Genomic DNA, 26,150 nt, shown 5'->3' on the forward strand with positions numbered 1-26,150 from the left:
ATCCGGCCCCCGCAACCAACCTTCCTCACTGTTACATCGATTTCCTTCTCATTACTCCGCCGCCAGCGTCTGTTGGCGTGGCTTGTCGTCTCCTTGCTGGTTATCATAAGGGTCTGTTGTCAAGGATCAGGCCTCATCTATGTTGGAATTCAGCTACACCCCCCCCTCTATTCATCTGCTCGAACAGTCTCTGGATGCGCTTCCCCAATCCGATGCCGCTGTGGCACTCATCCTGGTTGCCGAAGATCGCAAGGGTTTCTTCCTTGGTGAGGTTCAGAGTCCCGAGCTGCAACTGCAAGAGCAGTTAAATCAGGGCAGCGTCATTCACAGGGTCGAGGGTGGCCAGTGGCAGTGGATCGGTTTTCTGCCTGCGATCCCGGAGTCGGAGGCTCAGCTCTACAAGAAGCTGCGGACTGTGGTGAGCCAGATCGGGCCGCTTCGGGCCGAACACGTGGCCATTCATCTCTACGGCTTCGAGCCCGAGGCCGGGGCGCGGGTTGCCGAAGCGGCGCTCGGCGTGCTGCTCAGCCAGCGGGTCGTCCTGTCCAGCTATAAGTCTGCACCGAAAGAGCGGTGGCCCTTGAGTCGGGTCTCCCTCTCGCCGGCACTGGCCATCGACATCCGCCGTATCACGGCCGAAGTCGAAGGCAATGCCCTGGCCCGTTATCTCTCAGCCCTGCCTTCGAGCGAGTTGACGGCCCGCGAATATCGCCGCTTTGTGCATCGACTGGCGCAGCAGGAAGGGTGGGAGTGTCATGATTACGATCAGGTGCAACTGGCCGAGCGCGGCGCAGGTGCCTTTCTCGCGGTGGCACGTGGAGCCGATGACGATCAGGGTGCCATAGTGCGGCTGCGCCATCGGGTCAGTGACAAGCAGGGTCGTTTGGCGCTGGTTGGCAAGGGGATCTGCCATGATTCAGGCGGCTACAACCTCAAGGTAGCGGGCTCCATGTATGGCATGCATCTGGATATGGGAGGCAGCGCGGTGGCGCTGGGCACCCTGCTGGCGATTACTCGTGCCGGGCTGCCTTATGGGGTGGATTGCTGGTTGGCGATCGCCGAAAACCATATTGGGCCGCGGGCCTACCGCCCCGGCGACATCGTCACCGCCATCAATGGCAAGACCATAGAGGTGGTCGATACCGACGCCGAGGGGCGTATGGTGCTGGCCGACACCCTGACCATGGCGTCGGAGAATGCGCCCGATCTGCTGATCGACTACGCGACGCTGACCGGTGCCTGCAAGCGGGCTCTGGGGAGCCGCTACAGCGGTGTCTTTACCAATCGGGAGGCCTGGTTGGTACCCCTGATCGAAGTGGGTCGTCGTTGTGGGGAGCGGATCTGGCCCTTCCCCCTGGATGAAGACTATGACGAGACCCTCGAGAGTGAGTGGGCCGATCTGTTGCAGTGCGCCCCCGGCGCCTCGTGCGATCATATCGATGCCGCCCGTTTTCTGAGCCATTTTGTGCCGGCCCAGACCCCCTGGCTTCACCTCGATCTCTCCGGTTTTCGGCACAAGGGAGGGCAGGGACTGGTTACCAGCGAGATCACGGGTTTCGGCGTCCGCTTGACCCTGGCACTGCTGGCCGATGGTCGTTTCCTTTCCAAAGTACGTAAGCAGGGGCGTTGAGATGTCCCATTACGCCTATGACTGGATCCTGTTTGATCTGGATGAGACCCTGTTTGACTTCCCGGGCCACGAGGCCCTGCTGGCCATGTTGGCCCACATAGGTCTCGAGCCACAGGCCACCCTGCTGGCGGAGTACAAGCAGACTAACCATACCCTGTGGGAGCGCTTCAATGCCGGACAGATCGATGCTCATCATCTCCAGCATGAACGCTTTGTCGGCATTGGCCAGCACACGGGCCACCACCCCCTGGAGCTTAATCGCATCTACCTGGAGGCAATCATCGCCCTGAGTCGTCCCCTGGACGGTGTGCTGGAGACGCTGGCCATATTGCGTGGCCGGATCGGCATGGGGATCATCACCAACGGATTTAGCCTGCCCCAACGCGGACGATTGCAACGCCACGATCTCGAGGGGTGGTTTAGCCCTGTGCTGGTCTCAGACGAGATCGGGCTTTCCAAACCCCATAGCGGGATCTTCGAGCTGGCCCTGTCACAACTGCCGGTGACTGAGCCCCGGCGGGTGCTGATGGTGGGGGATAATCCTCTGGCTGACATTGCCGGCGCCGCGGCGGCCGGGCTATCGACCTGCTGGTATGATCCCGGCTTTAGCGATCAGACCTGCCATCCAACCCATCATATCCACCATATCTCCCAATTGTTGGAGGTGATCGGTATCGATGAATAGGGGGCCATGTCGGCCCCCCGGGTGTATCAACGGGCCCGAGTTCGGGCCCATCGCTCCAGCAAGTTGACCGCCCGCATCATGACGCCCTCATCGAAGTCGAAGGCATTGTGATGATGCGGTGCGGCGAGATGGGCTCCCACCACCAGATAGGCCGCCTGTCCCCCGCCTCGCTGTACCCGCTCTAACAGAAAACCGGCATCCTCGCTGGCGCCAAAACGTCGGGTCGGTACCACGGAGAACCCTTCTGCCTGTGCCATCCCCTCCAGCTCGGCCACGAGCTCGGGTGAGTTGGTCAATCCCTGGGCTTCCCCCTGTTTGATGATGCGATAGGTGACCCCAAAGGCGAGGGCCGTACCCTCCACGATCCGCTGGACCTGACCAAACATGTAGTCGTTAAGGTGCGGCTCCGAGCCTCGGGTTTCGCCGCACAAGAGGGCATGATCGGCGATGACGTTGCGCCCGCTTCCCCCTTGCAGGGTGCCTATGTTGATCCGGGTCATGCCATCGCGATGGCGCGGAATACCGAGCAGGGCCGTGGTGGCACTGCAGGCGGCCGCCAGAGCATTGGCACCGGCATTGGGCTCCAGACCGGCATGGGCCGGTGTGCCGAAGAAGTGGACATCAAACTTGGTGGAGCAGAGAAAATCGGTAGGATTGAGAACGATCTCACCACTGGCGGCATGGATCCCGAGGTGCAGGCAGAGCAGGGCGTCTACGTCGTCGAGCGCGCCACCGGACGCCAGCGCCTTACCACCACGGCACCCCTCTTCGGCCGGTTGAAACAGCAGCTTGATGCGACCGCACAACTGCGCCCTGTGTTTCATCAGTCGGGAGGCCAGGGCAAGGCCGATGGCGGTATGGCCATCATGGCCGCAGGCATGCATCCAGCTGGGGTTTTGTGAGCAAAACCCATCGCGCACCGGCGGGTGCTGAGGAGCCTCGCTTTCGCTGACCTCGACGGCATCGATGTCGAAGCGAAACGCCAGGGTCGGTCCCGGTCGTCCGGTTTCCAGCAACCCCATGACACCGGTCAGATCGCCCATGCGTTCGATCCAGTCGGGATCGCCCCCTTGCAGCAGGGCGCGAGCCTTTTCGGCCGCGACATCGACTTCACGCCCCATCACCAGGGGGGCGGCCAACAGATCTTCTCCCAGCTTCAGGGTAAACCCCAGCGACGCCAGGTGGCGGGCAATCAGACTGGTCGTGCGGAACTCTTTCCAGGCGGCTTCAGGGTAGCGGTGCAGATCCCGTCGCCACCTGACCAGCTCATCGGCGTGCATCATTTTCCCCTCGTCAGCAATACGCAGGCTATTGTGCGCCCTTGGGTTTCACTGGCAAGCAGATTGATCGGCTGGTAAGAGGAGTGCGCCGGCAGGATGGCGCGTTTTTCAGATACAAAAAAGGGGCGATAAGTGCCTGTTGCAAGCACTTATCGCCCCGCATTTGGAGACGCCCGTCTCTCTAACTCCCTGCGCTACCGCTGGTTTGGCTCACATCTGAGCCAAAGAGGGAACGGATGTGGCAATCAGGGCAAAAAAGACGGTAAAAACTGCAGTAACAATAAATTCTTTCATCTCCGCTCTCCTCGGTATGGTTAATTATGAATCAATCATACCATGCAGAGGCATGATTTCAATACTAAGTTGGTAAAAACCGGGGTTTTGTTTGCAATGACACTTTCTCCCCCCCTTTTTGCTATCTTTCCTTAGTCGAGAGTTACTGACTTGAGTTAGGCACTTTAAACGTAATAGCTCGTGGTTATGTGCGTGTTTTAAAAAGGTTTTTAGTTATTGTCTTTGTCCTGGATATCGAGGTTTGAGTCATGGTGCCAACCCGTTGTCAGATTTATGTCATCTTGGTGGCCAGTAATGGCTAATTTTTCTGTCAGAAATGGTCGCTTTAGTGTTTCTGAGTCTTGAACTGCTACTTATCACCCCGGTTGTGGTCTAAATTTAGCCATGAGCCTCGTTGGGCCCCTGGGTGGCCTCTTCGTCTTCCTGCTTGGTCGGGCCACCAGATGACGCGCCGTCACCCCGTATCTATCCCCGATGTGTTGAGGCCGTTTCGCGGTAAAGATGCTGGTCCGGTTTGGAGGCGGTCGTCCATGAAGATGGGAGTGCTTATCTTTTACTTTTCACAGAATTAACATCCGGTTAGTATCGTTTGGCAAAAATAATAAAAAGGAGTTCAGGGGTGTTGAGGACAGCGCAAGAACGGGTGCCACATTATTTATCGCAACTCTACGAGTGCGGCATAAATGATTCCGATATCAATTTGGTATTGGAAGAGGTCAGAAGAGACTCTGGTAGTTCATTATCCCTATTGCTGCTCAGGGATGAGGAGAAAAGTGGTCGAATTACGCTTTTTTCAAGTGGTTTGAGCGAGGCGCAGCACCACTATTACCTTCAGCATCATCGTCAGGATATCTGGTTCAACCACTATCTCGAGAAGGGGTGCAAAGGGGTCGTCAAGGCCGACACGCTCAGTAACAAGGCGGGGTTGCTGGCTGGTTTCGGGGCTCGCTTTGCCATCGGCGGCGTGTGCCGAGTGACGGGTTACGGCCTGACCAGCGTCAGTTCATATCGGGATCAGTTACAAAACGATTTCAATGAACAAGAAATTGGTGTCTGGGACAGCCTCTATTTTGGCCTTGCCTCCTGGAGCCGCAACTATTGGAATCTGGTTGGCCTCGAACTGCAGAATCACCAATTGCAGCAGCTCGTCAAGCATCAGAGCAAGGCGGTGGCCATTGTGGATGACAAGGGGGGGGTGAAATATTCCAATGCAGAGTTCAATCGCATCGCAGACGATAATCATGAGCTGAGAATGCAAAGTGGCGTTTTGTATATAAACAACAAGGATCAACAGCGACAATTTCGTGAATTGCTGGCGGGCTTTAGTTATACGACGCAGAGTACTCCCCGTTACATGCCTGTGACGCGTAGCGGTGGGTTGAGGCCCCTGCTGCTGCAAGCCAGCCTGATGAGCGGGCTGCGCAATGCCGAACGTTATATTGAACTGGTGATCCGCGATCCCGACCACTCTTTCTCTGCCGATATCACCGCCATGGGGAATCTCTATCCCTTGACCAGCGGGGAGCGCGAGCTGCTGCTACTGCTGAGCAAGGGCTACAGCAGCAGCGACATCGCCGAGTTGCGCGGCGTCAAGGTCGAAACGGTACGCTCGACCCTCAAGAGTGTCTTCAAGAAGACCGACTGCCACAGCCAGAGCGAGCTGTTGCTCTTGCTGCAATCCATTTCATGAGGGATGTCTACACTCAAGGGGTCGCTAGCCGTCAATGCCTTGGGGGAAGATATGCACTCATTGAAAGTAAAGGATTACATGTTGGCTCGCCCGGTGACCCTCTCGCCCGATACCACTATACCCGCCGCGGTGGAGAAGTTTTTGCACAGCAATCAGATGGGCGGCCCCGTGGTGGACAAGCAGGGGCATTTGTTGGGATGGATTTCCGAGCAGGATTGCCTCGCCACCATGCTGGAGGGAACCTACCACTGCGAGCAGGTGGCGCTGGTTCAGGACGTGATGCGTAAAGAGGTGCTCAGCGTCGGGCCGGAGAGCTCGGTATTGGAGCTGGCTGGCATGATGACGGAGCACAAACCCAAGATGTATCCGGTGCTCGAAGACGGGCGTCTGGTGGGGGTCATCAATCGTCACCTAGTGCTCAAGGCCATCAACGAGCAGCTGCAGGATTGTTTTATCAACCATCCGGCCTGAACGCCTTGGTTCAGTAGGGACGGGGAGACCCGTCCCTTTCTCTTGGTCATCTCTGACCGCCTTTTTCTTGCGCCTGTCCGAGGGGATCTTTAGGATCGGGTCATTGCATTTATCGGCCATGCCTGCATGAGGATGGCCCCAGTCGATCGCTATCAGGAATCTCTCTCTTGTCTCTTACACTTCCTGCCCTGCGGGCGCGTCTCGCCCACTGCATGAATCTCGATGCCCGTCAGTTGGGCAAGCGTCTGCACGGCGTCGCCAAGGTGCCGGCGGCCAAACAGGAGGCGGTGCTCGCCACCATCGACGCCGATCTGCGTCAGGCTGAGGAGCGCCTCGCTCGTCGTCAGGCCGGGGTACCTGCCGTCACCTATCCCGAGAATCTGCCCGTCAGCCAGAAGGCGGATGAAATTGCCGCAGCCATTCGCGATCACCAGGTGGTGATCATTGCCGGCGAGACCGGCTCGGGCAAGACCACCCAGATCCCCAAGATCTGTCTCTCCCTCGGGCGCGGGGTGAAGGGCTACATCGGCCACACCCAGCCGCGGCGCCTCGCGGCCCGCACCGTGGCGGCGCGCATCGCCGAGGAGATGCAGTCCGAGCTCGGTCAATACGTGGGCTACAAGGTGCGCTTTACCGATCAGGTGAGCGAGCAGACCCACATCAAGCTGATGACTGACGGTATCCTGCTGGCCGAGATCCAACATGACCGACTGCTGACCCAGTACGACACCATCATCATCGATGAGGCCCATGAGCGCAGTCTCAACATCGACTTCATTCTCGGCTATCTCAAGGAGTTGCTGCCGCGCCGTCCCGATCTCAAGGTGATCATCACCTCGGCCACCATAGATCCGGAGCGCTTCTCCCGCCACTTCGGCAAGGCGCCGATCATCGAGGTGTCGGGCCGCACCTACCCGGTGGAGGTGCGCTATCGCCCGTTGACCGACGGGGCGGATGACAGGGATGAGCTGCAGGGGATCTTCGATGCGGTCGAGGAGCTCAGTCATGAGGGACTCGGCGACATACTCATCTTCATGAACGGCGAGCGGGAGATCCGCGACACCGCCGATGGCCTGCGCAAGCTCAACCTGCGCGATACCGAGGTGTTGCCGCTGTATGCGCGCCTCTCCAATGCCGAGCAGAACAAGGTGTTCCAGCCCCACGCGGGGCGACGTATCGTGCTCGCCACCAACGTGGCCGAAACCTCGCTCACGGTGCCGGGTATTCGCTACGTGATCGATCCCGGTACGGCGCGGATCAGCCGCTACTCCTGGCGTACCAAGGTGCAGCGCCTGCCCATCGAGCCGGTCTCCCAGGCCAGTGCCAACCAGCGTAAGGGGCGCTGCGGCCGGGTGGCGGACGGGATCTGTATCCGCCTCTACTCGGAGGCGGATTTCAACGGCCGCCCCGCCTTCACCGATCCCGAGATCCTGCGCACCAACCTGGCCTCGGTCATCTTGCAGATGCTCTCCCTGGGCCTTGGTGACATGGAGGCCTTCCCCTTCGTCGAGCCGCCCGAGTCGCGCCACATCAAAGATGGTCTCTCCCTGCTCAAAGAGCTGGGGGCGGTGCAAGAGCGGCATGGCCGCGACGGCCGTGAGGCACTCAGCCTTACCGAGACCGGTCGCCAGCTCGCGCGCATTCCCCTCGATCCCCGTCTGGCCAAGATGGTGATCACCGGGGCCGCCACCGGCTGCCTCAAGGAGATGATGGTGATCACCTCGGCCCTGAGCATCCAGGATCCGCGCGAGCGGCCGATGGAGAAGAAACAGGCCGCCGACGAGCAGCATCGCCGCTTCGATGACAAGGACTCGGATTTTCTCGCCTTCCTCAACCTGTGGAACTACCTGCAGGAGCAGCAGGAGGCGCTCTCGAGCAATGCCTTCCGTCGCCAGTGCCAGAAGGAGTTTCTTTCCTACCTGCGGGTGCGTGAGTGGCAGGATATCCACTTCCAGCTGCGCCAGACCGTCAAGGAGCTGGGCTTTAAGAACAACAGCGAGCAGGGGGATTACAAGAGCGTCCACTGCGCCATCCTCACCGGCCTGCTCAGTCACATCGGTAACAAGGATCTGGAAAAGAGCGAGTTTCTCGGGGCGCGCAATGCCCGCTTCCACCTCTTCCCGGCCTCGGGTCTGTTCAAGAAGCCGCCCAAGTGGGTGATGGCCGCCGAGTTGGTAGAGACCTCGCGCCTCTATGCCCGCATCAACGCCCGCATCGAGCCCGAGTGGGTGGAGCCACTGGCCGGCCATCTCATCAAGCTGCACCACAGCGAGCCCCACTGGTCGAAGAAGCAGGGCGCCGTCATGGCGAGCGAGAAGGTGACCCTGTTTGGCCTCACCCTGGTCGCCGAGCGGCCCATTAACTACAGCCGCATCGATCCGGCACTGTGCCGCGAGCTCTTTATTCGCCATGCCCTGGTGGAGGGGGACTTCGAGACTCGCCACCGCTTCTTTGGCGAGAACCGCAAGCTCCTGGCCGAGGTCGAGGCGCTCGAGCACAAGTCGCGCCGGCGCGATATTCTGGTCGATGACGAGGACTTGTTCCGTTTCTACGAGGCGCGTATCCCCGAGGAGGTGGTCTCGGCACGCCACTTCGACAAGTGGTGGAAGGAGGCGCAAAAGCGCGACCCTGAGCAGCTTAACTTCGAGCGCGAGATGCTGATGAAGGGGGACGCCGCCCACGTGAGCGAGCTCGACTATCCCAATACCTGGCACCAGGGGCGTCTGAAACTCAAGCTCAGCTACCAGTTCGAACCGGGGGAGGCCGCCGACGGCGTTACCCTGCACATACCGCTGCCGCTGCTCAACCAGGTCGAGCCGGTGGGCTTCGAGTGGCAGATCCCGGGGCTGCGGCAAGAGCTCCTGGTGGCCCTCATCAAGTCACTGCCCAAGCCGGTGCGCAAGAACTTTGTGCCGGCCCCCAACTATGCCGAGGCGCTGATGGCCTCCATCAGCCCCGAGCAGGGGCCGCTGCTCGATGCCATGGAGCGCCACCTCAAGCGCATGACCGGTGTCAGCGTGGATCGCGAGGCGTGGGACTGGAGCGGGGTGCCCGATCACCTGAAACTCACCTTCCGGGTGGTGGATGAGCGCCAGCGCAAGGTGGCCGAGAGCAAGGATCTGCTCGCCCTCAAGGAGTCTCTGCGCGGCAAGGTGCAGGAGACCCTCTCCAAGGTGGCGGACGACGACATCGAGCAGTCGGGTCTGACCCTGTGGAGCTTTGGCGAGCTGCCCAAGGAGTACAGCCAAAAGCGCAGCGGCTTCGAAGTGAAAGCCTATCCGGCGCTGGTGGATGAGAAGGACTCGGTGGCCATCACTCTGGTCGAGAGCCCGGTGGTACAACAGCAATTGATGTGGGCCGGCCAGCGCCGCCTCATCCTCCTGAACGTGCCGTCTCCTATCAAATACTTGCAGGAGAAGCTCCCCAACAAGGCCAAGCTGGGGCTCTACTTCAACCCGTTTGGCAAGGTGAGCGATCTTATCGATGACTGCATCGCCTGTGGCTGCGACAAGCTTATCGAGCAGCACGGCGGCGTGGCCTGGGACGCCGAGGGGTTCGAGGCGCTCAAGGAGTTTGTGCGCGCCGAGCTGAACGATGTGGTGGTGGAGGTCGCCAGCCAGGTCGAGGCGGTGCTGACCCTGGCCCACGACATCAGAAAACGGCTCAAGGGCAAGATGCAGCTCGACACCGCCTTTGCCATGTCTGACGTGCAGGCCCAGTTGGAGCGGATGATCCACAAGGGGTTCGTCAGCGAGACCGGTTGGAAGCGGTTGCCCGATCTGCTTCGTTACCTGCGCGCCATCGAGCGCCGGCTCGAGAAGTTGGCGGTCGATGCCAACCGGGATCGGGTCTACATGCTCAAGGTGCAGAGTGTCGAGCAGGCCTATCAGGCCCTGCTGGCCAAGGTGCCCAAGGGGCAGCCCATGGCCCCCGAGGTGGTCGAGATCCGTTGGATGATCGAGGAGCTGCGCGTCTCCTTCTTCGCCCAGAATCTCGGCACCCCCTATCCGGTCTCGGACAAGCGGGTATTGAATGCCATTGAGGCATGCTAAGCTCAACCGGTTGATAACAAAGCTATAAATGGAGGCAAGGGAATGCTGTTAGGCTGGCTTGCATTGGTCTCGGTGAATGTGAGCGGCTATATGCCGCTGGCAGAGCAGACCTGGGTTGCGCTCGATCCCGCCTGGTACCCGACCTCGCGCCCCTTGCCCCCGATCTTTGCCGCCTGGCATGGCAACCAGTTTCCTGTACTGGAGACGGAGCAGCGTCATGGCCGTTGGCAGCTGCTCTTCCCGGCTCGCCTCAAGCCCCCCTTCGCCCTGTTCGAGGGGAGTCCACAACTCTCCCGTGTCTATCAGATGCGCCTTCGTCGCATCGAAGAGATGGCCTATGGGATTACGGTCAGGCCAGGGGTGACCACACCGCATGCCGAGCTGCGCGAGGCCTTGCCAATCGAGCGGGTGCCGTTTGTCCTGGAGTGGGCAGGGTGGCAGGAGCCTTGGCACCCTCAGCGCCTTACTGCACAGACACCGACTCAGGTGGCCAGTACGACAGTAGGCTCAACGGCGCTGCCTGCGGGGGTCTGCCATCGGGTGGGGGAAGGGGAGACCCTCTGGCGCATCGCCGATGGCCTGGCCCGCGAGCAAGGGGGAGATACCTACACCCTGGTGTTGGCACTGCATGCGCAGAACCTCGCCAGTCTGGGACCGCGCGGCCAACTGCGTCCGGGCAGTGAGCTGCGCTGCCCGGGGCCGCAGCATCTGCAACGTTATCAAGCCATGACGGCCGCCCAGCGCCAGGCGGCGGTGATTGCCCTGCCGCGTTGAAGCCGCTTGCCTGGCAGGGTGCCCCATGCTAGTATTCGCGCTCGTTTTGCGAGGTGTTGACCGGTCGCAGTCATCACCATTTATTCATCCAGATAAGAGATATTACTATGTCTTTCGTATACCAAGCTGAAGTCCGTACTGACATGGGGAAAGGTGCGAGCCGCCGCCTGCGTCATGCTGACCTGGTTCCGGCCATCATCTACGGTGCCGCTAAAGAAGCCGTTTCCGTTACCCTGGACCACAAAAAGCTGATCATCGACCAAGAGAAGCCGGAGTTCTACAGCGATGTGCTGACCCTGGTTATCAACGGCGAAGAAGTAAAGGTTAAGGTCAAGGACATCCAGCGTCACCCGGTTAAGCCGAAGCTGGTTCACCTGGACTTCGTTCGCGCCTAATCGCCGACGACCTCCTAAAAAGGCCACCTCAGGGTGGCCTTTTTGCATTGGCGCGTCAGACCAATCGGGTCAGACGCGTGCAACAAGCAGAGCCGCCCTTGGGCGGCTCTCTGTTACCAGATAGGTTGGGTCAGGTAGGGGTTGCTGACCCGCTCACGCCCTAGGGTAGAGCTGGGACCGTGGCCCGGGATGAAGACCACCTCGTCACCGAGGGGCAACAGGGTCTCGTTGATGGAGCGGATCAGGGTGGCGTGATCGCCCTTGGGGAAGTCGGTGCGACCAATGCTCCCGGCAAAGAGCACGTCGCCGACCCAGGCGACCTGCAGCTCCCGTGAGAGCAGTACCACGTGACCTGGGGTGTGACCCGGGCAGTGATAGACCTCGAGGCGCTGCTGGCCCAGGGTGAGCTGGTCCCCCGCGGCGAGCCAGCGGTCGGGGGCGAAGGCCGGCGTAGGGGGGAAGCCGAACATCTGGGACTGCTTGGGCAGCATCTCGAGCCAGAAGGCATCATCCCGATGGGGGCCGAGGATGAGGCAGCCCAGCTCGCGGCGCAGGGCCTCGGCGGCGCCCACATGATCGAGATGGCCGTGGGTCAAGATGATGTGGCGCAGGGTCAGGCCGTGGCGGCTCAGGGCCTCTTTGAGTTTCTCGGGCTCACCACCCGGATCGATCAGCGCCGCCTCATGGGTCTCGTCACACCAGATGAGAGAGCAGTTTTGGGCAAAGGGGGTGACCGGGATCACCTCGAACTTCAGCATGGGATCTCCTGTCAGCAGGCCGGTTTGGCCAGTTGGTTGAGGTAGGCGAGGCAGGCTGCCCGCTCACCGCGAAAGACGATGCGCTCCTGTTTCTTCTCCAACTGGTAGAGGTACATGGGATCGTAATAGCGCTCCAGCAGCAGGCCGATCCAGGCCAGATGCGCCTCGCTTCGGCCACTGCGTGCCTGCTCTTCGAGGGCGCCGCGCATCAGGCTGTCGAGCTCGCGCCAGCCCATATCCCCAAGGCGCTTCTTAAGGCGCGCTAGGCTGTCTTGCAGCGCCTCGCAAAAGAGCGACCAGCCCGCCTCGTCCCCATGGTGTGCCCGGTAGCGCTCGGCCAGATCGACCACATAGTCCTGGCGGATCTGCTCGGCCCGCTCCTCGCGGGAGACCTCGACCACCACCACGGGTGCCATACCCATGCGCTCGAACAGGGGGAGCGGGATGGCACAGCGCCCGATCAGATGGCTCTCGTCTTCCACCGCGAAATGGTGCTCGCCCTGCTGGCGCCGCTTGAGGATCTCAATAGCCAGGGTGTTCTCGAAGCCGATGGGAGAGGGCTGTCCCTCGGGCAGACGGCCAAACGAGGAGCCGCGATGGTGAGCGTGTCCCTCGAGATCGATGGCACAGCTGACCCGGTTGAGCAGATGAGTCTTCCCCGAGCCCGTCATGCCGGTGAGCACGGTCCAGTTATCCTCGCGCGCACTCTGCTCGACGGTCTGGATCAGCAGCTGACGCAGTGCCTTGTAGCCCCCCGCAACCCGGGGACGCTCCAAGCCCGCCTCGGCCAGCCACTGCTGCACCGTCTGGGAGCGCAGGCCTCCGCGAAAGCAGTAGAGCACGGCGTTGGGATGAGCGGCGATATGGGTCTGCCAGGCGGCCATGCGTTCGGCCTTCACCTCACCACACACCAGGGAGTGGCCCAGTGCGATGGCCGCAGCCTGGCCATGCTGTTTGAAGCAGGTGCCCACCTGGGCCCGCTCCTCGTTGGTCATCAGAGGCAGGTTGACGGCGTGGGGAAAGGCCCCTTCCTGAAACTCGATGGGGGCACGCAGATCGATAAGGGGCACATCCTCGAGAAACAGGGCGGCCAGGTCGGTCACGAGTTCGTTATGCGCCACGATTGACCTCGACCCACTGGCTCTGTCGCTCCTTGAGGTGACCGATGGGGTACAGGCTGAGGCCGGCCTCGGCGGCGATGGCCATCAGCTCGGCCTCGCTGTCGCTGTCCACGGCGACCAGCAGACCACCACTGGTCTGGGGATCGCAGAGAATGTTGCGAGTCCGCTCATCCAGGGCCGGCAGCTTGTGACCATAGGAGTCGTGGTTGCGTAGCGTGCCGCCCGGCACACACCCTTCGGCGAGATAGTGATCCACCTCGGGCAGCAGGGGGAGGGCGTCGAAGTCGAGCACGGCGGTCAGACCGGCCCCTTCACACATCTCGAGCAGATGGCCGGCCAGACCAAAGCCGGTGACGTCGGTCATGGCGTGGACCCCCGGCAGGGCGGCGAAGCGCTCACCCAGGGTGTTGAGGGTGCACATGGCCTGCGGGGCGAGGTGTTCGTGCTCGGCCTTGAGCTTGCCCTTCTTCTGGGCCGTGGTGAGGATGCCGATGCCGAGGGGCTTGGTCAGGTAGAGGCGATCGCCACTGCGACCCGTGTCATTTTGCTTGAGGCGCTCGAGGGGAACAATGCCGGTGACCGCGAGGCCGAAGATGGGCTCGGGGGCATCGATGCTGTGGCCCCCCGCCAGCGAAATGCCGGCGTCATGGCAGGCCTGGCGACCACCGTCGACCACCTGCTGGGCTATCTCTGGGGCGAGCAGATTGACCGGCCAGCCCAGGATAGCGATGGCGACGATGGGTTTACCCCCCATGGCGTAGATATCGCTGATGGCGTTGGTTGCGGCGATACGGCCGAAGGTGAACGGATCGTCGACGATGGGCATGAAGAAGTCGGTGGTGGAGACGATGCCCTGGCCGTTGCCGATATCGACGACGGCGGCGTCATCCTTGCTGCTGTTGCCAACGACGAGGTGGGGATCGTTAAAGCCGGGAATGTTGCTCTTGAGAATGGTGTCGAGCACCTTGGGAGAAATTTTGCAACCACAGCCGGCACCGTGGCTGTATTGGGTCAGGCGAACGGAAGACATGTTGACCTCGCAAAGGGGCGGCCAAGGGCCGCAAATTCGGCGTGGCGTGCAGGAAGGAGCTGATGCCCTTCGGCCACAGGACGGCGCATTATGCCACACAATGGCCGCGCCTCGAATCGGCGGCTTGAAAATCCACGACTTGGTTTGGTGCAGATCAAGTTTGCGACGCGGTGTGAGCACTGGCCGAGCCGCGGCTGGGTCAAGAGGGCGTGTTCGTCCCGGATATCCAGGGCGGCGTGCCCGCTGACCCGTTGGCTTAACAACGCAAGGCATGGCTTTACAAAACAAAATTGCTGTATAAAAATACAGGTGTTTAGTGAGGCGTTATGAGGCGCGCAAGGATGAAAGTAGAGATCATTATCGACCGTAAGCACCAGATCACCCAGGAGGTGATGGATGCCCTCTATCAGGCACTGCAACGCCGGCTGGAGGAGCGCTATCCGGATATTCAGGTCCGGGTTGCTCATGGCAGTGCCATGGCCATGAATATCACCCGGGCCAGTAAAGAGCAGAAAGAGGACCTCGAGGCGCTGGTCCAGTCGGTGTGGGAAGAGGCCGACAGCTGGATGCCGGAGGTAGCCTAGTCACAGGGCGAGCCTGCCGCACAAGACTGGCTCGCTGCCCGGGCCGGCGCATCCTGACGCAGCATAGGGGGCGCCGGCCTGACTCAACACTCTGTGATATTGACCGCGAGGCCCCCCCGGGCCGTCTCCTTATACTTGGTCTTCATGTCGAGCCCGGTTTCGCGCATCGTCTTGATCACCTTGTCCAGCGATACCTTGTGCTCCCCTGTGCCGCGCAAGGCCAACTTGGCGGCATTGATCGCCTTGACCGCCCCCATGGCGTTACGTTCGATACAGGGCACCTGCACCTGTCCGCCTACCGGATCGCAGGTGAGGCCCAGATTGTGCTCCATGCCGATCTCGGCGGCGTTTTCCACGTTATCCGGGCTACCGCCCAGCAGCTCGGCCAGGGCGCCGGCCGCCATGGAGCAGGCGACGCCCACCTCTCCCTGACATCCCACCTCGGCCCCCGAGAGGGAGGCATTCTTCTTGTAAAGGATGCCGATGGCGGCGGCGGTGAGAAAGAAGCGCACCAGGTGATCGTCATCGACCGTATGCACGAAGCGATCGTAGTAGTGCAGCACAGCAGGAATGATGCCGGAGGCGCCGTTCGTCGGGGCCGTCACCACCCGCCCGCCGGCGGCATTCTCCTCGTTGACGGCCAGGGCAAAGAGATCCACCCACTCCATCACCATGAGAGGGTCTTTGTTAAATCCCGCCTCGCTGGTGAGCTGGCGAAACAGGATGGGCGCCCGGCGCTTGACCTTGAGGCCGCCGGGCAGGATCCCTTCACTCTTGCAGCCCCGGATCACGCAGGCGCGCATGGTCTCCCAGATCCGGCGCAGCCCGGCTTTTATCTGCTCTTCACTGCGATACACCTTCTCGTTGGCGAGCATCACGGCAGCGATGGAGAGACCGCTCTCCTTGCAATGGGCCAGCAGCTCGGCACCGCTGTCAAAGGGGTAGGGAAGGGGGCGAGCGCTCTCCTCTTCTCTGGCCTGTGCCTGCGCCGAGGCAAAGCGGCTCTCTTCGATGATAAAACCGCCCCCGATGGAGTAGTAGGTCTGCTCACACAGCAGAGCATCGCCGGAAAAGGCCCTGAGGGTCATGCCATTGGCATGCAGGGGCAGGCTCTTGCGCCGGTTAAAGAGGATGGCTCCCTGGCGCGGGAAGCGGCTGGGCTGGACGCCGCCCAGCAGCAGGGTCTGATTGTGCTCAACCGCGGTGAGAAAGGCGGGGATGGTATCGATATCGACCGTGTCGGGCTCAAAGCCCGCCAGCCCGAGGATGATCGCCTTGCCGGTGCCGTGTCCCTTGCCGGTCTGGCCGAGGGAGCCATAACACTCGGTCTCGACTCGATCGATATCTTTCAGGAGCCCTTGCTGCTCGAGATGCCGGATAAAGCTGTGGGCGGCACGCATGGGCCCGACGGTGTGGGAAGAGGAGGGGCCGATACCGATAGAGAAGAGGTCGAACACGCTGATCATGGGCCGGAGCTCCATTATGAGTTTTGTCTAAATATTGTCACTTTTTTGGATGGCAGGGAAAGGTAATGGCGTGAGCCAGGGCCCAGAAATGAAACGGGGCTGCAAAAGCAGCCCCTTGAATCGACGGTGGGATCGATCAGCCAACCAGTTGGAACAGGATGGCAGAGATGGCCACCATGCCCATGAAGGCAACGAAGACGTTGCTGATGGCGCCTTGGTACTTGGCCATGGCCGGTACCTTCTTGATGGCGTACATGGGCATGATGAAGAGGATGGTGGCGATGATGGGGCCACCCAGTGACTCGATCATGCCGAGGATGGAGGGGTTAGCCACGGCGGTGCCCCACAGGGTCAGGATGAAGAAGGCGATGATGAACACCTCGAGCTTCTTCATGTCAGGCTGCTTGCCGCTGCTGCGCATCTGCTGAACGATGATCCCCTTGAGGCCTTCGCGGGCACCCAGGTAGTGGCCGAAGAAGGAGGAGACGATGGCGACAAACGCTACCAGCGGACCGAAGTAGGAGATGATCGGGCTGGCGTGTTGGTTGGCCAGATAAGAGAGCACGGCGATGTTCTGGGCCTTGGCTTCGGCCAGCTGTGCCGGTGTCAGGCTCATGACGCAGGAGAAGACGAAGAACATGACGAAGCCGAGCAATACCATGCTGGTGCGCTTGAGGATTGCATCGGACTTGGCCACGGCGTTGTCACCGTGATCGCGGCGCTGGGCCAGGGCGAAGCTGGAGATGGCCGGGCTGTGGTTAAAGGCAAACACCAGCACAGGGATGGTCAGCCACAGGGTGGTGGCGAAATCCTTGGCACTCGGTACCTGAGCCAGAGCGGCGCCGGTCCAGTCCGGGATGAGATAGAGTGACAGACCGGCCAGGATGGCGATGAGGGGATAGACCAGCAGCTCGGTGACCTTGAGCATCAGCTTCTCACCGGCCAGCATCACCGACATCATGCCCATGATCAGCACGATGGAGAGGATCCAGCGCGGCGGCGCGGCCATCTGCAGCTGGTTGACCATGAAGCTCTCGACCGTGTTGGTGATACCGACACCGTAGATCAGCACGATCGGGTAGATGGCGAAGAAGTAGAGCAGGGTGATGAGCTTGCCGGCGCCGGCGCCGAAGTGCTCTTCCACCACTTGCGTGATGTCGGCGTTCTTCTGCTTGGAGGACAGCACGAAGCGGGCCAGACCGCGGTGGGCGAAGTAGGTCATGGGACCGACCAGCAGCGCCATCACCACCAGCGGCCAGAAGCCGCCCATGCCGGCATTGATAGGCAGGAACAGAATGCCGGCGCCGACGGCGGTACCGAACAGGCTGATAACCCAGGTTGTGTCTTGTTTCGTCCAACCGCAGGACGTGGCGGAGCTGATTCCTTGCTCCTGACGGCTAGCAATTCCTTGCGCGCTTGTGACGTTGTCAGACATGTAAACACCCCATGTGTGGTTCTTATGATGTGGCGCAAGGATACAGGCTTTGTAGTGAAAAATGTTGATCAGATTCCACTTTTAACGGTGTTTATATGAGTAAATGTATAAAATCGTGATCTTATCGATAATTTTTAAACTTTTTTGAAAAGGTTTAAACGTAAATTGAATGTTAATCGGCCCCTATCGGCGCTCTTTTGAGTTGCTAAAATGTTGCGGTGCCAGTTGGCCCGCCAGCTGCCGGATGATGGCCGCCGTGGCCCCCCAGATGAGCTCTTGCTGCCACGGGATAAACCAGATGGTGTGACGCTGGCCGTGTCGCTCCAGCGTCCACCCCTCATGATGGGAGGGGGTCAGCAGGAAGGAGAGGGGGACCTCGAAGGCGCGCTCTACCTCATGAGGGTTGGGGGTGGCCACATAGTCTGCATTGAGCAGGGCCACCACGGGTTGTACCCAGAAGCGCGACACGGTCGGAAGGGGGGGCAGGTGGCCGAGTACGGTCAGGCGCGAGGGCGCGATGCCGAGCTCTTCCTCGGTCTCACGCAGGGCGGTGGCGATGAGGCTCTCATCCTCCGGATCGCGCCGTCCGCCGGGAAAACTGACTTGACCTGCGTGGTGGCGCAGGTGACGGGCGCGGCGGGTGAGCAGCAGCTGCCATCCATCCTCGCGCAACACCAGGGGCAGCAGCACCGCGGCCTGATCCAGATCGGCCCGATGGGCGGCGCCGGGCGCCGCAGGCAGGGTCAGCAGATAGCGGGTGAGCAGCTCATCCCGGATCATGGGGCCTCCAGCAGCGGCAAGATGCGCGAGAGCTTGTCGAAGGTCTCCTGGTATTCACTCGCTACCTCAGAGTCGGCCACTATGCCGCCGCCAGCCCAGCAATAGAGGTGGTCCGCCTCGGCGATCAGGGTGCGGATGGTGATGCTGGTGTCCATCTGGCCGTGCTGGCTCAGATAACCGATGCTGCCACAGTAGGCGTTGCGGCGCACCGGCTCGAGCTCCTCGATGATCTCCATGGCGCGGATCTTGGGGGCGCCGGTGATGGAGCCGCCCGGGAAGCAGGCGCGCAGCAGATCCACCGCCGAGTAGCCGGCGGCCAGTTCGCCGCGAATGGTGGAGACCAGGTGATGGACGGCCGGAAAACTCTCGATGGTAAAGAGATGCGGCACACTCACCGTTCCCGGCGTGCAGACCCGACCTATGTCGTTGCGCAGCAAGTCCACGATCATCAGGTTCTCGGCCCGATCTTTCGGGGCGTGCGAGAGCTCGACGGCGGCCGCGGCATCGCGCTCGGGATCCGGATGGCGGGCCCGGGTCCCCTTGATGGGCTTGGTTTCGACCGTGCGCCCGGCAAGGCGCAGGAAGCGTTCCGGCGACAGGCTCAAGATGGCGGCCTGCGGTAGCCGTAAAAAGGCAGAGAAGGGGGCCCGATTGCCCTGACACAGGCGCAGGTAAGCCTGCCACTCGTCACCCCGATAGCCTGCGGCAAAACGCTGGGTCAGGTTGATCTGGTAGCAGTCACCGGCCCTCAGGTACTCCTGGATAGCGTCGAACTTCTCCTCATACTCTTGCCGGGTCATGTTGCTAAGCCAGGGCGTGGTCAGGGCGAAGGGCGGGGCGGCCGCTTCCTCCTGACGCATTAACCAGTCGTGGCGGGCCTGCCACTGTGCCTTGTCACCTTGCACCACCAGCTGGGTGATGCCGGCCTGATGATCCCGAATGAGCGCCCAGTCGTAGATGCCGACGGCCATGTCGGGCAGGGCCAGATCGGCCTTGGCCTGGCTTGGCAGGCGCTCGAAGCGGCGCCCCAGATCGTAACCGAAGAGCCCCAGCGCGCCGCCGGTAAAGGGCAGGGGGCTGGTGTCGTCGGTCTGCAGCGGGCCGAGCAGCTGCTCCTGCCAATGCGCCAGCAGGGTGAGAGGATCGTCACCCGATGCCTCGTCCTGCAAGCCACAGCGGATCCGGGTGGTGGTGCCACGACTCTCCAGGGTGGCGAGGGGATCGGCCACCAGAATGTCGAAGCGGTTGTCCACGCCAGGCTCCCCGGCCGAGTCGAGCAGCATGGCCCAGGATTGGTGGGCGAGGCGCGCGAAGAAGGTGCGCAGGTTGGCGGCAGGGAAGGGGGCTATGTATCGATGCGTTGTCATATTTTTTAAGGCGTTAAACCGGCAAACGGCAGTTTTGCGACCTGCTCCCTAGTCGATTCGGTGCCCGTGAGCGTATCATAGCCCGGCAAAATCGAGCAAAGTCGCCGCCGGACGCGGTCAACATAACAAGATTCATCCGACGCGGCATCACCATGGAAGCCCTTGCCTATGTACCCAGCACGCCCGGGCAAGGCCAGTGAGGCAATTATGAGCATCATAAAAAAACAGGATTTCATCGATTCCATCGCAGATGCCCTGCAATACATCTCTTATTACCACCCCCTCGATTTCGTCCAGGCCGCCAAGGCTGCCTATGACCGGGAAGCCAACCCGGCCGCCAAGGACGCCCTGGCCCAGATCCTGATCAACTCCCGCATGTCTGCCGAAGGCCGCCGTCCGCTCTGCCAGGACACCGGCATCGTCACTTGCTTCGTGAAGATCGGCATGCAGGTGCAGTGGGACAGCGACATGACGGTGCAGGAGATGGTGGACGAAGGCACCCGCCGCGCCTACACCAACCCGGATAACCCGCTGCGCGCTTCCGTGCTGGCCGACCCCGCCGGCAGCCGCAAGAACACCAAAGACAACGCCCCGGCCGTGGTGCATATCGACATGATCCCGGGCAACAAGGTCGAGGTGAGCATCGCCGCCAAGGGCGGTGGCTCAGAGAACAAATCCAAGATGGTGATGCTCAACCCCTCCGACGACATCGTCGAGTGGGTGCTCAAAACCGTGCCGACCATGGGCGCGGGCTGGTGCCCGCCGGGCATGCTGGGTATCGGCATCGGCGGCACCGCCGAGAAGGCGGCCGTGCTGGCCAAAGAGGCCCTGATGGAACACATCGACATTCAGGAGTTGATCGCCCGCGGCCCCGAGACCACCGAAGAGAAGCTGCGCGTCGAGCTCTATGACAAGGTCAACAAGCTCGGCATCGGTGCCCAGGGCCTCGGCGGCCTCACGACCGTGCTCGATGTGAAGGTGAAATCCGCCCCGACCCACGCCGCCTCCAAGCCGGTGGTGATGATCCCCAACTGCGCCGCCACCCGTCACGTGCACTTCGAGCTTGACGGCTCCGGCCCGGCCGAGCTGACCCCGCCCAAGCTGGAAGATTGGCCCGAGATCACCCGTGAGGCGGGCGGCAACGTGCGCCGCGTCAACGTCGATGGCATCACCAAGGCCGAGCTCGCCAGCTGGAAGAGCGGTGACACCGTGCTGCTGTCGGGCAAGATCCTCACCGGCCGCGACGCCGCCCACAAGCGCATCGCCGACATGCTGGCGCGCGGTGAAGGGCTGCCGGAAGGGGTCGATTTCACCAACCGCTTCATCTACTACGTAGGTCCGGTCGACGCGGTGCGCGACGAAGTGGTCGGCCCTGCCGGTCCCACCACCTCCACCCGGATGGACAAGTTCACCGACATGATGCTGGGTGAAACCGGCCTGATTGGCATGATCGGCAAGTCCGAGCGTGGCCCGAAAACGGTGCAGAGCATCAAGGAGCACCAGGCCGTCTACCTGATGGCCGTCGGTGGCGCCGCCTACCTGGTGGCCAAGGCCATCAAGAAGGCCCGCGTGGTCGCCTTTGCCGATCTGGGCATGGAAGCCATCTACGAGTTCGAGGTGGAAGACATGCCGGTGACCGTGGCGGTCGACTCGCAAGGCAACAATATCCACGAGACCGGCCCGGCCTACTGGTCGGCCAGGATTGCCGAGCTGGACGGAGAGCTCTCCTCTTAAGGGCGCCCTCGGGCTCTAACGTGAAAAGGCGCACCCCATGGGGTGCGCCTTTTTTGTTATCAGAGTGCCTGTTACCAGCGATAGGTCTTGAGCAGCGACTCGAGCCGGTTGGAGAGTGCCACCAGCTCGGCGCAGGCGGAGCTGGCGGAGCGGGCCTGGGCCAGGGTCTCATGGGCCGTGTCGCGGATGCCGTTGACCGAGAGGCTCACATCGTGGCAGACCCGGCTCTGCTCAGAGGCGGCCTGCACCATCTGGCCATTGAGGGTGTTGATGGTGGCGATGCGCTCTATGATGGTCTTCATGGCATCCAGGGTGTCCCGGGTCCTGGTGATGCTCTCGTCGGCCTTGCTCTCGGCATCGCCAATCACGGCGACGGCGCTCTGGGCCTCGTCCTGCAGCGCCTTGATCATCTGTGCTATCTCCTCGCTGGCGGCACGGCTGCGGCTCGACAGCGCCCGCACCTCGTCGGCCACCACGGCAAAGCCGCGACCCTGCTCCCCAGCCCGGGCGGCTTCAATGGCCGCATTCAGTGCCAGCAGGTTGGTCTGATCGGCGATCCCCTTGATCACCTCCAGCACCCCGTCCACCGCCAGGCAGCGCTCGTCGAGGGCCTTGATCACCTTGTCGACCCGTCCAATTTCGGCCGACATCTCACCCATGCTGCCGATAGAGGCTTCGGCGAGCCGACTGGCCTGGGCGGCATCCTTGTCGGTGAGGGCCGAGAGCTCGGCGCTGCGCTCGCTGTGCTGGCGCACCTCGCTGGAGCTGGCATCGAGCTCGGTTACGGCGGTGGCCACCTGATCGGTCTGATCGTTTTGGGTGTTGGCGTGTTGCTCTGTGCTGGCGGCCACGCCGCGGATCTTCTCTGACTCGCTCAGGATGTGGCGGCTCGCCGCCTCGACCTCCTGCAGGCTGCTCTTGAACCCTTGCACCATCTCGTCTACCGCCCGGGTCATCTCGCCGAGCTCATCCTTGCCCGCACGGGGCAGGGGATGGGCCAGATCCCGGCTGGACGCGATGCGGGTGACCGAGCCTTGCAGCGCCTTGATGGGTCGCTTGATGTAGCGTTGCAGCACCCAGGCCAGCACGGCAAAGCCGAGGCCAAAGACCAGGGTCATGGCACCGACGAGGAGCCAGTTGTTATGCCTGATCTCGGCGAAGGTGTGGCCGAGATCATAGGTGATGCGCACCGCCCCCATTACGGTTCCCTCGGGCACCTGGTGGCAAGTGGTGCACTGGGTGCCGCGGTACTCCTTATAGGCCTTGAAGGGTTTGATCAGGGTGAGGCGTTCACCCTCCTGCTCGAGGATCAGCTCGCCTTTCTCGATGGCGCGGTGATCCCACCCGTCGACCGGCTTCTGATCCTCGTGGCCGGGGCCAAAGACGCCGGTGACTGCGGGCGCCCGGATGAGGCGTGCCTCGACGATGCCGGGCTCGCTCTTGAGCTTGGTCTGCACTATCTGGCGATTGGCGATGGTGCCGGTCACCATCAGGACGTTGAGCTGATCCATGTAGGTGTTGGCGACGTTGTCCACCTTCTCGGTCACGAGCTTGAGGGAGAGATCACGTTGCAGCCAGGCCGAGAGCTCGTAAGAGAGAAAAAAGGTCGAGCCTATGACCAGAGAGAGGGGGAGAAAGATCTTCTGGTTTAACGAGAGATTACGCATGGGTTGGCGTCCATGTTCATGAGTTGTCATCGTCTGCTGCCTTCACGACTCGGCAACATCAGTGGATACACACTTATCGGCGCAGTTTATCAATAACTTAACCGATGGGGTGTCAAAGGACTCAGTTATTGGGCGCCAGCGCACAGAGTTGATCCAGCGCAATGGCCAATAACTGATAATCAATATCATTTGGGTATTCACACTAGCCGTATTTGAAGTGAGCCCATGATATTGACCCCGACCATGACGGGTATTGCCACTCCGTCCCCCCTTCAGTATGCCTTCAGCGCCAAGCGCGCGCCTCATGCCAGACGCCCCGGTACACCATTGCTGCTCGACGGGGCTTCGCGGGAGGCTAGCTGGCAGCAAGTCTCGCAGGCCTCGGAGCGCGCCCTCTATCTGCACATTCCCTTCTGTCGCAAGCGCTGCAGCTTCTGCAACTTCTTCGAAAATGGCGCTAACCCGGCGCGCATGGAGGTCTATGTCACCGCCCTGTGCGAGGAGATCAAGCGCCGTGCCGACACCCCCTTCGCCCAGAGTCGCCCGTTTAACGCCGTTTATCTGGGGGGAGGCACCCCGACCGACATGACGGCCGATCAAATAGGGCGAGTGCTCGAGGCACTGCGCCGCTTTCCGCTTGTCCCCGACGCCGAGGTGACCCTGGAGGGGCGCCTCAACGGCTTTGACGATGAGAAGTGGCAGGCGGCTCTGGATGGGGGCGTCAACCGCTTCTCGTTCGGGGTGCAGAGCTTTGACAGTCGGGTGCGCCTGGCCGCCGGCCGCCTCGATGAGCGCGAGGCCGTGCTCGCGCGGCTGCAAACCTTGAGCGATCGCAACCGGGCCGTGGTAGTGGCCGACCTTATCTTCGGCCTGCCCTGGCAGAGCCACGCCAGCTGGGCGCAGGATCTGGACGATCTCATGGCCAGCCGGGTGCACGGGGTGGATCTCTACCAGCTCATCGGTCTGCCCGGTAACAACCTCGAGCGCTTCAACGCCTCGGGGCGGCAGCCCGAAGGGTTGCCCAGTGCCGAGCGTGCCCTCATGTATCGCTTTGGTGCCGAGCGCCTCGAGGGGGCAGGCTGGGAGCGCCTCTCCTGCTGCCACTGGCGCCGCGACGGACGTGAGCAGAGCCGTTACAACCGGCTGGCCAAGTCGGGGGCCGAGATCCTCCCCTTCGGCGCCGGGGCCGGGGGCTCGTATCAAGGTATGGGGGTGATGAACGGGCGAGACCTGAACGCGTGGCACCAGGCGCTCTCGGCCGGCGTGCCGGTGCCCGCCATGATGATGGGGCAAGGGCCGAATGATGCCCGGCTGGGGCGGGTGCGCGGCGCCCTGGATCAGGGCTTGTTACCCTGGGCCATCTTGCCCGAGCCGTGGCGAGCATCCCTTGCCACCCTGTTTGCACGTTGGCAGGAGCACGGTCTGGCCAGGGTGGGGGAGGAAGGGGTGAGCCTGACCCTGGCCGGGCGTTTCTGGACGGTGAATCTGCAGGCCGGGTTACTCGAGTTCCTCGACGCTGAGCGTCAGGCCGCCCTCGGCGAGGCGGGCTGACAGGCGCGCCCCCACCCGAGTGTCGCGGGGGCTCGTCACCACCTTGCCAGCCTCATCGCGCAAGATGGCGTAGCCGCGGCCCAGGGTGGCCAAGGGGCTCACCCCGTCGAGGCGTGCGGCCAGCATGCCGATGCGGTGGCTGCGCCCGGCCAGCTGGCGGGTCATGGCGGCGGTCAGACGCTCGCCGGCCAACTGGTGGCGGCGCCGTCCCTCCTCGATGTGCCTTGCCGGGGTGTGGCGCTCGAGGCGCTGGGCAAGCTGGGCCAGACGCCGCTCGCTGCCTTGCAACTGGCGGCTCATCTGCCGCTCCAGGCGCAGGGCCAGCTCATCGAGGCGCTGGGACTGCTGCTCCAGGGTGCGCTGGGGATCCCTGTGCTCGAGTCGCTTGGCCAGCAGGGTGAGGCGGTGCCTGCTCCCTTGCAGCAGTTGCAGGGCACTGCGGCGTAGCCGCAGATCGAGCGCACCCAATCGCTCGCGCAGCTGACCCTGATCCGGTGCCACCAATTCGGCGGCCGCCGACGGGGTGGGGGCGCGAAGGTCCGCTACGAAGTCGCTGATGGTGACATCGACCTCGTGACCCACGGCACTCACCACCGGGATGGTGCTCTGTGCGATCGCCCGGGCCACCGCCTCTTCGTTAAAGCACCAGAGATCTTCGAGCGAGCCGCCCCCGCGCCCCAGGATGATCACGTCCACCTCGGCGCGCCGGTTGGCGGTATAGAGCGCATGCACTATCTGACCGATGGCGGCCTGACCCTGCACCTGAGTGGGGTAGATGATCACGGGCAGAGAGGGGGCGCGCCGGCGCAGCACGGTCAGCATGTCGTGCAGGGCCGCCCCGGTGGCGGAGGTGATGATACCAACCGCCCTCGGCTGGGCGGGCAGGGGGCGCTTGCGTCCGGCATCGAACAGCCCCTCAATGGTGAGGCGCTGCTTGAGCTCCTCGAAGCGCATGGCCAGTACCCCGTCGCCGGCAGGTTGCATGCTCTCGACGATGAGCTGATAGTCGCCACGCGGCTCAAAGAGGGAGACGCGCGCCTGCACCAGCACCTGCATGCCGTCGCGTGGACGCAGGGGCACCCGGCGGTTGCTCCCCTTGAACATGGCGCAGCGCACCTGGGAGGAGAGATCCTTGAGGGAGAAGTACCAGTGGCCTGAGGCCGGCATGGCGAGGTTGGAGATCTCGCCATTGAGCCAGACGGTGCCGATCTCGTGCTCGAGCAGCATGCGAACGGCGCTGTTGAGCCGGGTGACGGTATAGACCTGGGATGCTTGGGTCAAAACGGTCCCTTCTGCGGATAAGCCGCCCGGAGGCGGAGAGAAACGAGGGGCCTATCTTATCCCAGAACCTGCGCCGAGGGGGAAGAGGATGCCCGCGGCCACCTC

General features: G+C 62.1%; 20 protein-coding genes. 10 read left to right on the forward strand and 10 right to left on the reverse strand.

Translation table 11 applies throughout. From position 1 onward, the window contains the following. The first annotated feature begins 139 nt into the window (after nt 1–139). Nucleotides 140–1,630 (forward strand): M17 family metallopeptidase, encoded by a 1,491-nt coding sequence (locus BN1121_RS18810; protein WP_005362604.1) that lies wholly within the window; start codon nt 140–142, stop codon nt 1,628–1,630. A gap of 1 nt (nt 1,631) precedes the next feature. Then, on the forward strand, nt 1,632–2,315 hold the full coding sequence (yjjG, locus tag BN1121_RS18815; protein WP_005362606.1) for a pyrimidine 5'-nucleotidase: 684 nt from the start codon (nt 1,632–1,634) through the stop codon (nt 2,313–2,315). Between the two features lie 26 nt (nt 2,316–2,341). On the opposite strand, the gene BN1121_RS18820 is transcribed toward yjjG, so the two are convergent. Next, entirely contained in the window at nt 2,342–3,595 is a 1,254-nt protein-coding gene (locus tag BN1121_RS18820; RefSeq protein WP_043158281.1) for an amidohydrolase, read from the reverse strand. 913 nt (nt 3,596–4,508) lie between these two features. Between BN1121_RS18820 and BN1121_RS18825 the strand changes: the two genes are divergently transcribed. The 5 genes from BN1121_RS18825 to rplY all read left to right on the forward strand — a co-directional run bounded on the left by BN1121_RS18825 (nt 4,509) and on the right by rplY (nt 11,271). Next, complete coding sequence (locus BN1121_RS18825) at nt 4,509–5,579, forward strand: helix-turn-helix transcriptional regulator (RefSeq protein ID WP_231553065.1); 1,071 nt, start codon at nt 4,509–4,511, stop codon at nt 5,577–5,579. Nucleotides 5,580–5,657: 78 nt separating this feature from the next. Beyond that, nucleotides 5,658–6,050, forward strand: coding sequence for a CBS domain-containing protein (locus BN1121_RS18830; protein WP_005362617.1), 393 nt, complete (start codon nt 5,658–5,660; stop codon nt 6,048–6,050). Nucleotides 6,051–6,217: 167 nt separating this feature from the next. Continuing rightward, nucleotides 6,218–10,102, forward strand: coding sequence for an ATP-dependent RNA helicase HrpA (gene hrpA / locus BN1121_RS18835; RefSeq protein WP_043158278.1), 3,885 nt, complete (start codon nt 6,218–6,220; stop codon nt 10,100–10,102). A 42-nt stretch (nt 10,103–10,144) separates the two neighbouring features. Continuing rightward, nucleotides 10,145–10,876 carry a hypothetical protein gene (locus tag BN1121_RS18840; protein WP_043598195.1) on the forward strand — a complete coding sequence of 244 codons (732 nt, stop codon included), beginning with the start codon at nt 10,145–10,147 and terminating at the stop codon, nt 10,874–10,876. A 107-nt stretch (nt 10,877–10,983) separates the two neighbouring features. After that, a complete protein-coding gene (gene rplY / locus BN1121_RS18845; RefSeq protein ID WP_005363850.1) occupies nt 10,984–11,271 on the forward strand; it encodes a 50S ribosomal protein L25 in 288 nt (95 codons plus the stop codon). A 113-nt stretch (nt 11,272–11,384) separates the two neighbouring features. Here the strand turns inward: rplY and BN1121_RS18850 are convergent, their stop codons facing one another. The 3 genes from BN1121_RS18850 to selD are packed head-to-tail and all read right to left on the reverse strand — an operon-like array spanning nt 11,385 to nt 14,180. Beyond that, nucleotides 11,385–12,029 carry an MBL fold metallo-hydrolase gene (locus BN1121_RS18850; protein ID WP_005363847.1) on the reverse strand — a complete coding sequence of 215 codons (645 nt, stop codon included), beginning with the start codon at nt 12,027–12,029 and terminating at the stop codon, nt 11,385–11,387. A gap of 11 nt (nt 12,030–12,040) precedes the next feature. After that, a complete protein-coding gene (gene mnmH, locus BN1121_RS18855; protein ID WP_005363845.1) occupies nt 12,041–13,150 on the reverse strand; it encodes a tRNA 2-selenouridine(34) synthase MnmH in 1,110 nt (369 codons plus the stop codon). Then, the gene (gene selD, locus BN1121_RS18860) at nt 13,140–14,180 is read right to left on the reverse strand and encodes a selenide, water dikinase SelD (RefSeq protein ID WP_043598197.1); all 1,041 of its coding nucleotides are present in this window, start codon (nt 14,178–14,180) and stop codon (nt 13,140–13,142) included. Before selD ends, mnmH begins: the two co-directional genes overlap by 11 nt. A gap of 341 nt (nt 14,181–14,521) precedes the next feature. Here selD and BN1121_RS18865 point away from each other — a divergent pair, with 341 nt between their 5' ends. Further along, on the forward strand, nt 14,522–14,764 hold the full coding sequence (locus tag BN1121_RS18865; RefSeq protein WP_005363842.1) for a DinI-like family protein: 243 nt from the start codon (nt 14,522–14,524) through the stop codon (nt 14,762–14,764). 83 nt (nt 14,765–14,847) lie between these two features. On the opposite strand, the gene BN1121_RS18870 is transcribed toward BN1121_RS18865, so the two are convergent. The 4 genes from BN1121_RS18870 to pabB all read right to left on the reverse strand — a co-directional run bounded on the left by BN1121_RS18870 (nt 14,848) and on the right by pabB (nt 19,728). Continuing rightward, a complete protein-coding gene (locus tag BN1121_RS18870; protein WP_043598199.1) occupies nt 14,848–16,230 on the reverse strand; it encodes an L-serine ammonia-lyase in 1,383 nt (460 codons plus the stop codon). Between the two features lie 136 nt (nt 16,231–16,366). Beyond that, a complete protein-coding gene (locus tag BN1121_RS18875) occupies nt 16,367–17,665 on the reverse strand; it encodes a serine/threonine transporter (protein ID WP_005360496.1) in 1,299 nt (432 codons plus the stop codon). A gap of 183 nt (nt 17,666–17,848) precedes the next feature. Continuing rightward, nucleotides 17,849–18,445: a CoA pyrophosphatase gene (locus BN1121_RS18880; RefSeq protein WP_043598201.1), complete on the reverse strand. Its 597-nt coding sequence runs from the start codon at nt 18,443–18,445 to the stop codon at nt 17,849–17,851. Continuing rightward, entirely contained in the window at nt 18,442–19,728 is a 1,287-nt protein-coding gene (gene pabB / locus BN1121_RS18885) for an aminodeoxychorismate synthase component I (RefSeq protein WP_043158142.1), read from the reverse strand. The genes BN1121_RS18880 and pabB overlap by 4 nt, the downstream gene beginning before the upstream one ends. Nucleotides 19,729–20,019: 291 nt before the next feature. Here pabB and BN1121_RS18890 point away from each other — a divergent pair, with 291 nt between their 5' ends. Beyond that, a complete protein-coding gene (locus BN1121_RS18890; RefSeq protein ID WP_005360501.1) occupies nt 20,020–21,546 on the forward strand; it encodes a fumarate hydratase in 1,527 nt (508 codons plus the stop codon). Between the two features lie 71 nt (nt 21,547–21,617). On the opposite strand, the gene BN1121_RS18895 is transcribed toward BN1121_RS18890, so the two are convergent. Continuing rightward, a complete protein-coding gene (locus tag BN1121_RS18895; RefSeq protein WP_005360504.1) occupies nt 21,618–23,213 on the reverse strand; it encodes a methyl-accepting chemotaxis protein in 1,596 nt (531 codons plus the stop codon). A gap of 225 nt (nt 23,214–23,438) precedes the next feature. Here BN1121_RS18895 and hutW point away from each other — a divergent pair, with 225 nt between their 5' ends. Continuing rightward, nucleotides 23,439–24,764, forward strand: a complete 1,326-nt coding sequence (gene hutW, locus BN1121_RS18900) for a heme anaerobic degradation radical SAM methyltransferase ChuW/HutW (RefSeq protein WP_005360507.1) — start codon at nt 23,439–23,441, stop codon at nt 24,762–24,764. On the opposite strand, the gene xseA is transcribed toward hutW, so the two are convergent. Continuing rightward, nucleotides 24,711–26,045 carry an exodeoxyribonuclease VII large subunit gene (gene xseA / locus BN1121_RS18905; protein WP_005360510.1) on the reverse strand — a complete coding sequence of 445 codons (1,335 nt, stop codon included), beginning with the start codon at nt 26,043–26,045 and terminating at the stop codon, nt 24,711–24,713. The genes hutW and xseA overlap by 54 nt on opposite strands. Between the last annotated feature and the right edge of the window lie 105 nt (nt 26,046–26,150).

The organism is Aeromonas diversa CDC 2478-85 (assembly GCF_000819805.1).
In the GTDB taxonomy this organism is placed as follows: domain Bacteria; phylum Pseudomonadota; class Gammaproteobacteria; order Enterobacterales; family Aeromonadaceae; genus Aeromonas; species Aeromonas diversa.

What these genes read in the sequence shown, in the direction of transcription:
- BN1121_RS18890 (WP_005360501.1), top strand. Translation starts at nt 20,020, where the DNA reads ATGAGCATCATAAAAAAACAGGATTTCATCGATTCCATCGCAGATGCC.
- BN1121_RS18865 (WP_005363842.1), top strand. Translation starts at nt 14,522, where the DNA reads ATGAAAGTAGAGATCATTATCGACCGTAAGCACCAGATCACCCAGGAG.
- BN1121_RS18820 (WP_043158281.1), bottom strand. Translation starts at nt 3,595, where the DNA reads ATGCACGCCGATGAGCTGGTCAGGTGGCGACGGGATCTGCACCGCTAC.
- BN1121_RS18830 (WP_005362617.1), top strand. Translation starts at nt 5,658, where the DNA reads ATGTTGGCTCGCCCGGTGACCCTCTCGCCCGATACCACTATACCCGCC.
- rplY (WP_005363850.1), top strand. Translation starts at nt 10,984, where the DNA reads ATGTCTTTCGTATACCAAGCTGAAGTCCGTACTGACATGGGGAAAGGT.
- BN1121_RS18870 (WP_043598199.1), bottom strand. Translation starts at nt 16,230, where the DNA reads ATGATCAGCGTGTTCGACCTCTTCTCTATCGGTATCGGCCCCTCCTCT.
- selD (WP_043598197.1), bottom strand. Translation starts at nt 14,180, where the DNA reads ATGTCTTCCGTTCGCCTGACCCAATACAGCCACGGTGCCGGCTGTGGT.
- BN1121_RS18880 (WP_043598201.1), bottom strand. Translation starts at nt 18,445, where the DNA reads ATGATCCGGGATGAGCTGCTCACCCGCTATCTGCTGACCCTGCCTGCG.
- pabB (WP_043158142.1), bottom strand. Translation starts at nt 19,728, where the DNA reads ATGCTGCTCGACTCGGCCGGGGAGCCTGGCGTGGACAACCGCTTCGAC.
- yjjG (WP_005362606.1), top strand. Translation starts at nt 1,632, where the DNA reads ATGTCCCATTACGCCTATGACTGGATCCTGTTTGATCTGGATGAGACC.
- BN1121_RS18895 (WP_005360504.1), bottom strand. Translation starts at nt 23,213, where the DNA reads ATGCGTAATCTCTCGTTAAACCAGAAGATCTTTCTCCCCCTCTCTCTG.
- BN1121_RS18840 (WP_043598195.1), top strand. Translation starts at nt 10,145, where the DNA reads ATGCTGTTAGGCTGGCTTGCATTGGTCTCGGTGAATGTGAGCGGCTAT.
- BN1121_RS18850 (WP_005363847.1), bottom strand. Translation starts at nt 12,029, where the DNA reads ATGCTGAAGTTCGAGGTGATCCCGGTCACCCCCTTTGCCCAAAACTGC.
- BN1121_RS18875 (WP_005360496.1), bottom strand. Translation starts at nt 17,665, where the DNA reads ATGTCTGACAACGTCACAAGCGCGCAAGGAATTGCTAGCCGTCAGGAG.
- hutW (WP_005360507.1), top strand. Translation starts at nt 23,439, where the DNA reads ATGATATTGACCCCGACCATGACGGGTATTGCCACTCCGTCCCCCCTT.
- BN1121_RS18810 (WP_005362604.1), top strand. Translation starts at nt 140, where the DNA reads ATGTTGGAATTCAGCTACACCCCCCCCTCTATTCATCTGCTCGAACAG.